General features: G+C 67.8%; 11 protein-coding genes and 1 pseudogene. 9 read left to right on the top strand and 3 right to left on the bottom strand.

Translation table 11 applies throughout. From position 1 onward, the window contains the following. The 5 genes and pseudogenes from B551_RS26535 to B551_RS11490 all read left to right on the top strand — a co-directional run. Positions 1 to 207, top strand: a pseudogene (locus B551_RS26535) (MinD/ParA family protein); the annotation flags it as partial. Between the two features lie 19 nt (positions 208 to 226). Beyond that, complete coding sequence (locus B551_RS11505; RefSeq protein ID WP_006579141.1) at positions 227 to 943, top strand: RNA polymerase sigma factor FliA; 717 nt, start codon at positions 227 to 229, stop codon at positions 941 to 943. 20 nt (positions 944 to 963) lie between these two features. Further along, the gene (locus B551_RS11500) at positions 964 to 1,404 is read left to right on the top strand and encodes a flagellar protein FlhE (protein WP_006579140.1); all 441 of its coding nucleotides are present in this window, start codon (positions 964 to 966) and stop codon (positions 1,402 to 1,404) included. Between the two features lie 140 nt (positions 1,405 to 1,544). Further along, positions 1,545 to 2,765, top strand: a complete 1,221-nt coding sequence (gene clsB, locus B551_RS11495; RefSeq protein ID WP_006579139.1) for a cardiolipin synthase ClsB — start codon at positions 1,545 to 1,547, stop codon at positions 2,763 to 2,765. A gap of 71 nt (positions 2,766 to 2,836) precedes the next feature. After that, positions 2,837 to 3,820, top strand: coding sequence for a lysylphosphatidylglycerol synthase domain-containing protein (locus tag B551_RS11490; RefSeq protein ID WP_023264124.1), 984 nt, complete (start codon positions 2,837 to 2,839; stop codon positions 3,818 to 3,820). Positions 3,821 to 3,922: 102 nt separating this feature from the next. Here the strand turns inward: B551_RS11490 and B551_RS11485 are convergent, their stop codons facing one another. The 3 genes from B551_RS11485 to flgA all read right to left on the bottom strand — a co-directional run bounded on the left by B551_RS11485 (position 3,923) and on the right by flgA (position 5,663). Further along, positions 3,923 to 4,381 carry a flagella synthesis protein FlgN gene (locus tag B551_RS11485; RefSeq protein ID WP_006579137.1) on the bottom strand — a complete coding sequence of 153 codons (459 nt, stop codon included), beginning with the start codon at positions 4,379 to 4,381 and terminating at the stop codon, positions 3,923 to 3,925. A 71-nt stretch (positions 4,382 to 4,452) separates the two neighbouring features. Beyond that, positions 4,453 to 4,761: a flagellar biosynthesis anti-sigma factor FlgM gene (flgM, locus tag B551_RS11480; protein WP_006579136.1), complete on the bottom strand. Its 309-nt coding sequence runs from the start codon at positions 4,759 to 4,761 to the stop codon at positions 4,453 to 4,455. Positions 4,762 to 4,898: 137 nt separating this feature from the next. Then, on the bottom strand, positions 4,899 to 5,663 hold the full coding sequence (gene flgA / locus B551_RS11475) for a flagellar basal body P-ring formation chaperone FlgA (RefSeq protein ID WP_023264123.1): 765 nt from the start codon (positions 5,661 to 5,663) through the stop codon (positions 4,899 to 4,901). 317 nt (positions 5,664 to 5,980) lie between these two features. Here flgA and flgB point away from each other — a divergent pair, with 317 nt between their 5' ends. The 4 genes from flgB (at position 5,981) to flgE (ending at position 8,822) form a co-directional block, all read left to right on the top strand. After that, the gene (gene flgB / locus B551_RS11470) at positions 5,981 to 6,388 is read left to right on the top strand and encodes a flagellar basal body rod protein FlgB (protein WP_006579134.1); all 408 of its coding nucleotides are present in this window, start codon (positions 5,981 to 5,983) and stop codon (positions 6,386 to 6,388) included. A 7-nt stretch (positions 6,389 to 6,395) separates the two neighbouring features. Next, positions 6,396 to 6,803: a flagellar basal body rod protein FlgC gene (gene flgC, locus B551_RS11465; RefSeq protein ID WP_006579133.1), complete on the top strand. Its 408-nt coding sequence runs from the start codon at positions 6,396 to 6,398 to the stop codon at positions 6,801 to 6,803. A 43-nt stretch (positions 6,804 to 6,846) separates the two neighbouring features. Next, positions 6,847 to 7,512: a flagellar hook assembly protein FlgD gene (gene flgD, locus B551_RS11460; RefSeq protein ID WP_006579132.1), complete on the top strand. Its 666-nt coding sequence runs from the start codon at positions 6,847 to 6,849 to the stop codon at positions 7,510 to 7,512. Positions 7,513 to 7,604: 92 nt separating this feature from the next. Further along, on the top strand, positions 7,605 to 8,822 hold the full coding sequence (gene flgE / locus B551_RS11455) for a flagellar hook protein FlgE (protein ID WP_006579131.1): 1,218 nt from the start codon (positions 7,605 to 7,607) through the stop codon (positions 8,820 to 8,822). The last annotated feature ends 14 nt before the right edge of the window (positions 8,823 to 8,836 follow it).

Below are 8,836 nucleotides of genomic sequence, written 5' to 3'. Positions count from 1 at the left end.
CTGGTCGCGCGCGGCACGGCGCTGTCGCGCGGCGTCGTCGACGCCTTCCCGGGCGCGCCGGCCACCGCCATGCTGCGCCGACTTGCCGCCAGCATCGCTGGCTGGCCTCTTTCACCCGATCCCGAACCGATGCCCGCTGCGGGCCCTCCTGGCGCCTCGACCATTGTCGCCAGCGCCGCGCCGCCCGCATCGGCGATGGCCTGCTAGCACTCGCGAGAATTCCACCATGTACACGATCCAGGGAAAGCTCGAACAGACCGACACCGTCCAGACCCATGCGCCGCTGGTCCGGCGCATCGCCCTGCAGCTGGCGGCGAAGCTGCCGGCCAGCGTGCAACTGGACGACCTGATCCAGGCCGGCATGATCGGCCTGCTCGATGCCGCCCGGCGCTACGAAGACACCCACGGCGCGCGCTTCGAGACCTATGCCAGCCAGCGTATCCGCGGCGCGATGCTCGACGAGGTACGCGCCAATGACTGGCAGTCCCGCAGCCTGCGCCAGTCGACGCGCCGGATCGAACGGACCGTGCGCGCGCTGGAGCAGAAGCTCGGCCGCACGCCGCTGGACTCGGAGGTCGCCGAAGAACTCGAGATGCCGCTGGACGAATACCAGAGCATGCTCAACGAGGTCTATGGCTGCCAGCTGCTGCACTACGAGGACTTCGAGCGCTCCGGCGAGGAGGACTTCCTCGATCGCCACCTGACCGTCACCGAGGACGGCAATCCGCTGACGCTGCTGATGGAGAGCGGCATGCGCGGTGCGCTGATCCGCGCGATCGAACGGCTGCCCGAACGCGAGAAGCTGGTGCTGTCGCTGTGCTACGACCAGGAGCTGAACCTGCGCGAAATCGGCGCGGTGCTCGAGGTCACCGAATCGCGCGTTTGCCAGATCCGCAGCCAGGCGATCAACCGGCTGCGCAGCCAGTTGCGCGGGCTGCTGTGATGGCTGGCACGGCAGCTCGCATGTTCCGGCCGATCGCGGCGGTCGCCGCGGCGATGACGTCGACCGCCGTCGTCGCCTCGCCGCTGATGCATACGAACTTCGGTGCCGACTCGCGCCATGCGTGGACGGCCTCGGTGTCCGCACCGGCGCTGTACGGCCGCGGCGTGCGGGCCTTGTCGGCGCCTATCCTACCCAGCGGCTTTCTGACACAGGCCGAAGGGGTGATCACCGCGGTGCGCTGGCGTTACCGTTTTGCCCGTGTGCCACCGCCAAATCTGCAAGCCTATCTCTGTAATGCCAACCGCTGCGTGATGCTGCCGGGGCCCGAGGGCAAGACCGATGCCTTCCGCGGGGATGATGCCGACAAGGGTTTCGTCTTTGCGTTCCGCATTCCGGGACAGGGGCCGCTGAGCCCCGTGCTGCAAGGACAGGCCAGCCAGATCACGGTCAGCTATCGCTGAATGGCGGGCGCCGCGGAGGCGGCAAGGTGACCGCGAAGCCGCCGTCGTGACGACGTGATTTGCGGTGGACTTGCCGGCTCGGAACGGGTGGCATTGAATGTGCTTGTTGCCAATGGAGAATTTGGCAGCGAGACATCGAAATGAGCCCCAACCGAACCAGCGGTAATCGCATCCGCCTGCTGGAGAACGGCGACGAATATTTCCCGCGCGTCTTTGCCGCGATCGCCGCCGCCCGGACCAGCGTGCTGCTGGAAACCTTCATCCTGTTCGACGACCGCGTCGGCGTGGCGCTGCGCGAGGCCTTGATTGCCGCGGCAAAACGCGGTGTCCATGTGGCGATCACGGTCGACGGCTACGGCTCGCCCGATCTGCCGCCGGAGTTCGTCGCCGGCATGGTCGCCGCGGGCGTGCGCTTCCACATCTTCGCGCCACGCCGGCGGCTGCTGGGCGTGCGGACCAATCTGTTCCGCCGGCTGCATCGCAAGCTGGTGGCGATCGATGGACGGATCGCCTTCATCGGCGGCATCAACTTCTCCGCGCAGCACCTGACCGACCATGGTCCGCAGGCCAAGCAGGACTATGCGGTCGAGGTGGAGGGACCGGTCGCCCACGAGGTGCATCGCTTCCTCGCGCAGACGCTGCCGCCGGGCGACGTCGAAGTGCCCGCGGTCCCGCCTCCGCCGCCGGCCGGCACCATGGCCGCGTGGCTGGTCACGCGGGACAACGACGCGCATCCGACCGATATCGAATGGGAGTACCTGCAGGCGATCCGCGCCGCGCGGCACCAGGTGGTGATCGCCAACGCCTACTTCCTGCCCGGCTATCGCGTGCTGCACGCGATCTGCGAGGCCGCGCAGCGCGGCGTCGACGTGCGGCTGATCCTGCAGGGCAACCCCGACATGCTGTGGGTCAAGCGGATGGCCGACATGCTGTACGCCCATCTTCAGGACGCCGGCGTGCGCATCTTCGAATATTGCGAGCGGCCGCTGCACGGCAAGGTCGCGGTGATCGACCGTGACTGGTCCACCGTCGGCTCCAGCAATCTCGACCCGCTGAGCCTGTCGCTGAATCTCGAAGCCAATCTGGTGATCCGCGACGCCGGCTTCGCCCGCGGCCTGCGCGAGAACCTCGACACGCTGATGGCCAATGCGTGCCGCGAGATCCCGCCGAATCGCCAGACGCGGCGCGCGCCGCTGCAGTTGGCGGCGACCACGCTGATGTTCCACTTCCTGCGCCGCTTCCCCGCATGGGCGGGCTGGCTGCCGGCCCACACGCCGAAGCTGGTGGTGGCCACCGCCGAGCCGCCGCGCCGGCCCTGGCGATTTCCGGTCCTGAAGCGGGGCGCCGGCGGAGCGGAATAGATGACGGTACACAGGGATGACGCGCGAGGATGACGGCAATACGACGACGGCAAATCGACCACGACAACCAGATGACGGCACGACAGGCGACTGACCACCACACGAGAACACGGCGGCGCAGCCGCTGGGCGCAGGCGCGCCGCGTATTGGGCATCGTCTTCGTCGCGCTGGTGGTGGTGCTGGTGGTCAGGAAGCTTGCCGAGGTCGAATGGGCCGAAGTCTGGGTCACGCTGCAGGAATACGACTACCGCACGCTGACGCCGGCTGCGCTGCTGGTCGTGCTCAGCTATTTCTGGCATTCGGCGTTCGACCTGCTGGGCCGCTGGTATGCGCGGCATCGGCTGTCGTCGCCGCGCGTACTGGTGATCGCCTTCGTCAGCTATGCCTTCAATCTGAACCTGGGCGCGCTGGTCGGCGGGCTCGGCATTCGCTATCGGCTCTATTCCGGGGCGGGACTGTCGGGCGCGCAGATCGCGTCGGTCTATACGATCGGCGTGGTCAGCAACTGGATCGGCTATCTGGCGCTGCTCGGCGCGGTGCTGGCTGCCCGCACCGTGGTGCTGCCGCCCGAGTGGGGGCTCAATGCCACGCTGCTGCAGATCGCGGGGTTTGCGCTGCTGGCCGCGGTCGCCGCGTATCTGGTCGCGTGCGCCAGGGCGCGGCGGCGCCGCTGGACGGTACGCGGCCATGCCTTCCATCTGCCGCCGCTGCGGTTCGCGGTCATGCAATGCGCGCTGTCGATAACCAACTGGCTGACCATCTCGGCCATCATCCAGACGCTGCTGCCATCGTCGGTGCCGCTGCTGGTGGTGCTGGGCGTGGTGCTGATCGGCAGCATCGCCGGCGCGGTCGCGCATATTCCGGCGGGCCTGGGCGTGCTCGAGACGGTATTCGTCGTGCTGCTGGGTGACCGCGTGCCGCACCACGCGCTGCTGGCCGCATTGCTGGCCTATCGGGCGATGTACTACCTGCTGCCGATGCTGCCGGCGGTGGTGGGATATTTCCTGCTGGAGGCGCGGGGAAGGCGCGCCAGCACGGTCGAGCCGACCGCGTGAAGGGTGGGGTTCGCCCCTCTCCCGCTTGCGGGAGAGGGGTGGGGGAGAGGGCGGCCGCTATGTGGTGGCGCTTGCAAGCACCTCTTCTCCCCAGAGAGAGAATCAGCCGCTGGCCAGGCTGACGCCGCGCGGGCCGGCCTGTGCCCGGCCGTTGCGGCCGTAGACCGTGGCCGTGTCGCCGCGCTGGCGCAGCGTCTGCAGCGCGTCCTGTGTGTATTCCAGGTGCGCCGACACCACGGCCCCGTTCAGCGTATTGGCCTCCGCCGCGCCGCGCGCGGTCAGTACCAGCGTGCGCCACGCGGCGGCGACGCCTTCATCGATATGCAATCCCACCAGTTGCCGGCCGCTGCCGACGCGAATGCCGAGCGCGGCCATCTGCGCCTGGCGTGCGGTGCCGAGCTGCGCGATCTGTTGCGCCAGTTCCTGCTTGTTCTGCACCAGCTCGCCCAGCGACTGGAAGTCGCCGGCGCGAATCGCGGTCCGTTCCTGCTGCAGGGCATCGACGAAGGCCGCGATGGCTTGCGTTTCCCGCTGCATGCTGGCGATCAGGGCTTGGCTCATGGGCGCGAAGTCGAAGGAAATCGGTGGGGGTAGGGTCTACGGGTTCAGTGAGATCAGCCGGTTCAGCCTGATCAGCGGCCGCCGTCCTGTGTCAGCTCGCGCAGCGTGGCCAGCAGACCGTCGGCGATCTTGCTCGGGTCCATCTTCAGGCGCCCTTCGGCGATGGCCTGGCGGATCTCGTCCACCTTGGCTTGATCGATATCGCCGTCGGCCTCATGGGCCAGACGCGAACCGATATCGCGTACCTGGCTGCCCAGGGGGCTCATGGTCAGGCCGCTCGCGGACGGTGCGGCGCCCGGCACGGGGCTAGACGCGGTGCGTCCAGTGCTTTCAGCGGCACCTTCGCCGGTGCGCGGCAGGGTCGATTGGTGGATCTTCACGGGATGTCCTTGCTGGGTTTGCTCAGCTTAACGGCGGGGCGTGGCCAAACTTTAGGACGCGAATTGTGACACGCTGTAACGACGTTGTGGCGACGGCTGGGGCTGCGGGTGGGGCTACGGCTGGGCTATGGCGGCGGCTATTGCTGCAGCACCACCGTGTCGGCGTCCCGCACCAGCCCGTTGACCACCTGCCCGCTCTTGAGCCGGACCTGGACGGTGTTGCCAGGGGCGGCGTCCGCCAGGATCTTTCCCTCGCTGCGGATCTGGAAGGCCTCGCCTTCGATGGTCACGGCGACCATCTGCCCCTGCTTGACCGCGATCGCCTTCCGGACCATGTCCATCCGCAGCGGCGAGCCGGCCGCGACCCGGTTGGCCGTGACCGCGCCCTCGAGCTGCGCCGGGTCGGTGACGACGGCGCGCGGCAGCCCGGCAAGATCGCCTTCGCGCCGTTCCAGATCGGCCGGGCCGATCGGCTGGCCCGGCGCCAGCGCATGCGCGGCGACATAGTAATCAGCCACCACCGAGACGCGTGCCTGCACGTAGCGTGTCCATGGCCGCTCTCCGCCGCAGCGCACGCCAACCGAAACCCGGCCCCAGGCCGCCGCGCCGCCCGGCAGGAACGGCTGCGGCGCCACGCATTCGCGCGCGCGCCCGCCCGACGGTGGCACCACCTGGATGCTGGCCTTGCCCGGCAGCCCGGCGGTCTCGCGCAGCAGGAACTGTTCGACCGCGACGCGCACCGGATCGTCGGTGAACGGCGACGGCTGCGCAGCCTGGGACGGCGAGGCGGATGTCGTGACGGGTGTCGTGGCGGTGGCCGCCAGCGCGGCGGTGCATGGCAGCGCCGCGCAGAGCGCCAGCAAGGCGAGGCGGCGTGATGCCGATCGGTGCGTGCGAAACATGGCGTGATCCCGGCAGGCGAAACGGAAAGTCAAGAAACAAGGCGGCAGGCCGTACGCGGGCGCGCGCGGCAGGCGCGCGTGGAGGCGACAAGCGTCCGGCAACGAGACCCCATTGTAGGCAGCGGCCCGCGCGCCCTCCGCCCGAAATGCGCAGGTTTCCCCGTCTTATTCATCCGATTGCACTGGCCAGCCGGCACCTAAGATGGCACCCGTAAAGAAGGCCGGGTTCGATCCCGGCGCCCTCACGCCTTTGCCGACGCAGGGGCGCGTGGTTTCGTCACACGTTCCTCGATAGCGAGAGATAGCGAGATACGGACATGATCGACAGACTCGATGCGTCGTTCCGTTTCCAGCAGGAAGCGTTGAACTTGCGCAATCAGCGGCAATCGGTGATCGCCGCCAATATCGCCAATGCCGATACGCCGGGCTTCAAGGCCCGCGACTTCGACTTTGCCAGCCAGCTGTCCGAATCGGTCGAGCGGGGGCGGCAGGCCAACGGCGTGTCGCTGTCGACCACGTCGACGCGCCATCTGCCGGGGCAGGCCTCGGTCGCCAGCGAGTTCGAACTGGCGTACCGCATTCCGATGCAATCGAGCATCGACGGCAACACCGTCGAAATGGACACCGAGCGGGTGGCGTTCGCCGACAACTCGGTCAAGTACGAGTTCGGCCTGACGGTGATGAACGCGAAGATCAAGGGCATGTTGTCCGCCATCCAGTCGTGAGGAAGCCATGCCCGCAATGAATATCTTCGACGTGACCGGTTCGGCGATGGCCGCGCAGTCGCAGCGCATGAACGTCACGGCCTCGAACCTGGCCAACGCGGACAGCGCGGTCGCGCCCAACGGTCAGCCGTACCGCGCCAAGCAGGTCGTGTTCGGCCTCGCGCCGACGCCCGGCCAGGCCGATATCGGCGGCGTGCAGGTGCGCGGCGTGATGGAAGACCCGTCGCCGCCGCGCATGGTGCACAACCCCACCCATCCGCTGGCCAACGCCGACGGCTACGTGGTGATGCCCAACGTCAATCCGGTGGAGGAGATGGTCAACATGATCTCGGCGTCGCGGTCCTACCAGGCCAACGTCGAGGTGTTGAACTCCGCCAAGAACATGATGCTCAAGACGCTGACCATCGGTCAGTGATTCCGCCATTTCAACGGGACCAACCGGACCAACGGGACCAACGATGACCACCACGCCACCCGTCAGCAACAACAGCAACAGCGCCGCCAACCAGCTGGCCAACAGCGCGTCCAGCGCCGCGGATCTGCAGAACAACTTCCTGAAGATGCTCGTCACGCAGATGAACAACCAGGATCCGCTCAAGCCGATGGACAACGCGCAGCTGACTTCGCAGCTCGCGCAGATCAGCACGGTCAGCGGCATGCAGACGATGAACGCGACGCTGGCCCAGCTGCTGAACCAGGTCAGCGCCAGCCGCGCGATGGATTCGGCCGCGCTGATCGGCCGCACGGTGATGGTGCCGGGCAAGGAAGTCGCCGTCTCGGGCGGCAAGCCGAGCCAGTTCGGCATCGACTTGCCGGCCACCGCCGACGCGGTCACCGTCGACGTGCTGGACAAGGACGGCAACGTGGTGCGCACCATCGACCTGAAGGGGCAGACCGCCGGCGTGCACGACGTGAGCTGGGACGGCAAGAACAACGCCGGCGGCGTCGTGCCGGACGGCGAATACACGTTCAAGGTCAGCGCGACCGCGGACGGCAAGAGCGTGCAGCCGGTGGCGCTGGTCTACGGCAAGGTGCAGGCCATCAGCGGCGATGCCAATGGCGTGCTGGTCGATATCGGCGGCGGTCATACCGCGCTGGTCGACGACGTTCGCAAGATCCTTTAATCCGAATCATCGGCATTCAACAGAACGCCAGCGCGGCGGTGCCACGGGCGCCGGCGCGGGCAAATTCGTACGACGCGTAACAAGGGGAAATCATGGGTTTCGGTCAAGGAGTCAGCGGCATCAATGCCGCGGCACAGAATCTGGACGTGATCGGCAACAACATCGCCAACGCGAACACCGTCGGCTTCAAGCAATCGACCGCACAGTTCGCCGACGTCTACGCCGGCTCGAAGGTCGGCCTGGGCACGCGCGTGAACTCGGTGGTGCAGTCGTTCACGCAGGGCAATATCGAGGCGAGCGGACGCTCGCTGGACGTGGCGATCACCGGCGGCAATGGCTTCTTCCGCATGGTGGGCGCCGACGGTTCCGTCTTCTTCTCGCGCAACGGCCAGTTCCTGCGCACCGACGACGGCCGCATCACCAACGCGCAGGGCCTGCAGCTGACCGGCTATCCGGCCGGCGTGCAGCCCGGCGGCGGCGTGCAGCCGCAACCGCTGGTGGTGTCCAGCGCCCAGATGGCGCCGAAGGCCACCGACCGCATCACCGCGCAATACAACCTGGACTCGCGCGGCACCGCGCCGACCGTGCCGTTCGCGACCTCGGCCGGCAACCCGCCCGCCGCGGCGATGTTCAACTACAGCAGCACCATCGAGGTGTTCGATTCGCTGGGCAACGCGCAGCAGGTCACGGCCTACTTCCGCAAGGGCGCAACCGACGCGACGGGCACCGACTGGGAGGTCTACGTGACCGACGCCACCGGCGCGCAGCTGTCGGGTCCGAACGCGATGCGCTTCGATCTGAACGGTGCGCTGGTCACGCCGGCGCCGGGCGCGACGATTCCGGTCAACGTGCCGGCCGCCGGTGGCGCCGCCGCGATGAACATCCAGCTGGACCTGGCCGGCACGACCCAGTTCGGCGACGACAACGATCCGAAGTCGATCGTGCAGAACGGCTATACGTCGGGCTCGCTGCTGGGCTTCTCGATCGAAGCGGACGGCACCATCCTGGGCAGCTACTCGAACGAGCAGACCCAGTCGCTGGGGCAGGTCGTGATGGCCTCGTTCGGCAACGTCGAAGGGCTCAAGCCCGAGGGCGACAACGTCTGGAGCGCCACCGGCGCCTCGGGCCAGCCGCTGCTGGGCTCGCCGGGCGGCAGCATGGGCCAGCTGCAGTCGAACGCGGTGGAAGCGTCGAACGTCGACCTGTCGGGCCAGCTGGTCAACCTGATCATTGCCCAGCGCAACTACCAGGCCAACGCGCAGACCATCCAGGCGCAGGACCAGGTGCTGCAGACGCTGGTCAACATCTGATCGGCACGTCAGCG

The organism is Cupriavidus sp. HPC(L), assembly GCF_000307735.3.
Taxonomy (GTDB): domain Bacteria; phylum Pseudomonadota; class Gammaproteobacteria; order Burkholderiales; family Burkholderiaceae; genus Cupriavidus.
This window is presented reverse-complemented; position numbering and strand designations above follow the sequence as displayed.